Annotated in this window: 1 protein-coding gene; it reads right to left on the minus strand. The window is 42.7% G+C overall.

Features of this window, described 5'->3' with window-relative positions:
- Positions 1 to 207: 207 nt before the first annotated feature.
- Complete coding sequence (locus FC07_RS08120) at positions 208 to 1,530, minus strand: IS1380 family transposase (protein ID WP_057904624.1); 1,323 nt, start codon at positions 1,528 to 1,530, stop codon at positions 208 to 210.
- Between the last annotated feature and the right edge of the window lie 157 nt (positions 1,531 to 1,687).

The raw sequence follows: 1,687 nt of genomic DNA on the forward strand, positions 1-1,687 counted from the left end.
CCTGAATTATGCATATGCATCAAATTGATTGGCCAAATTATCAGTTTTACGTAATTTCTCTATATTCACGACTTGGGCTAGTCATGACTAGCCAAGTTTGACTTAATTTAGTTAGTTTGATTAGTTTTCATACTTGATCGCGTCAAAAAAGTAGCCACTAATCCCTTGGTCAAACACAATAATTTTAAAAGTAACTGCGCTATTTTCTTAGTTGGTCACTAAGGGGCTTAACGTGTGAATGTTAGCTAATAAGGCTTCAATCTGCTGGCTAAAGACGTTGCTTTGCGCCAGATGAATGATTATTTTTCCGGCGTGACGGGCTAGTTTTCCAGCAACGTGAAAGATTTGAAAGCGTAGTGTACTAATGGTCGTGTTGCGCTGCTCTTTTGGTAAGGCCATTAACTTCATCAAGGCAATCAAGTTATAGGCAATGCCGCTGATAGTTGCCCGCGCGGCATTGGCAGTAAAGGTGTGGCTATTCGTCTTATCCATAAAAAAGCCGGCTTTACTTTCTTTGATCAGGTTTTCCATGGCCCCACGCTTTTGATAGGCTAAGTACAATAATTTGACCCCGGCTTCAGTCATATTAGTGACCACATATTGCCGTTCAAAGAATAGTTCACCTACTTGATGCGTCGATTTTACTAGGACGCGCCGATCAATCGACCAGCTCTTGGCCGCGTAGTTGAATTCACCATAGATGACCGAATTCTGATCAAAATGCTTGGGCACTACTGGTGTGAATTCATCAGCTAGTTGGTCTAAAGCGGCGTTTCGCTTCAGGCGGATCACATATTTTACATCATAAAATTCGCAGAGCGTATAAAGCTCAGGCGTCGCAAAACCACTATCACCGCGTAAAATCAACTGAACATCAAACGGCAATTCGCAAAAAGCCGCAAAGATCGGGGCTAAGAATTCTTTGACACCAGTGCTGGTGTACTGATTGCCTGGACGTTGCTTGATTCCTAAAAGCAAATTCAGCTGCGCGATATAGGCCACTAGCGGATGGAAACCAGTAACCCCATAATGCGCATTGAAACTAGCAGCTTCTTGATGACCAAAGGTATCACAATGCGTCGAATCAACATCAAGCATGACCGTGTCAATATGGTTAGTCCTGATATAATCGAGCGCCAAGGTTAAAATCAAACAGTTCAAGTGCAGAACATCATCACAAGTTAGCGCACTTAAAAAACGAGAAATAGTCGGTTGGGGTGCTAAATCAGTCGTCCCATGGACCTGTTTCATGACTGGGTCGTGTTGTAGCGCGTCGGCCGCGACATCATTGCCGTAACCGGCAATATTCAGTTCCAGCATTTGATTGAGTAAGCTAGTTTTAGAATAATGAGGGCCAATACGTTTTTCGCTTAATTGTGCCGCCGCTTGATCAATAATTTGGTCAAGACCAGCTGCGTGCTTAAATTCGGCGTAAAACAACAGGCCTGCGTTATTTGAAAGTTGAACATCATCAGTCTTAATTTTGATTTTAGGGTTGAATCGCAGTTGGGTTTCGTGTAAGTTAGTCATGAGGCATCTCCTGTGTTCGTTATTGTTTGGTCGCTATAACAATAACACGGAAGGTGCTTTTTTGGTACACCATTTTGGTGAAACCCTCAATCAAAGGTAAAACGATGGTGTAGCAGCATTCTCGTTAAGGTTTAGGAAAAGATATGCATAATTCAGG

The sequence above is a fragment of the Loigolactobacillus bifermentans DSM 20003 genome (genome assembly GCF_001434575.1).
GTDB classification, from domain to species: domain Bacteria; phylum Bacillota; class Bacilli; order Lactobacillales; family Lactobacillaceae; genus Loigolactobacillus; species Loigolactobacillus bifermentans.

Excerpts from the sequence above, each read along its gene's own strand:
- FC07_RS08120 (WP_057904624.1), bottom strand. The coding sequence starts at position 1,530 with ATGACTAACTTACACGAAACCCAACTGCGATTCAACCCTAAAATCAAA.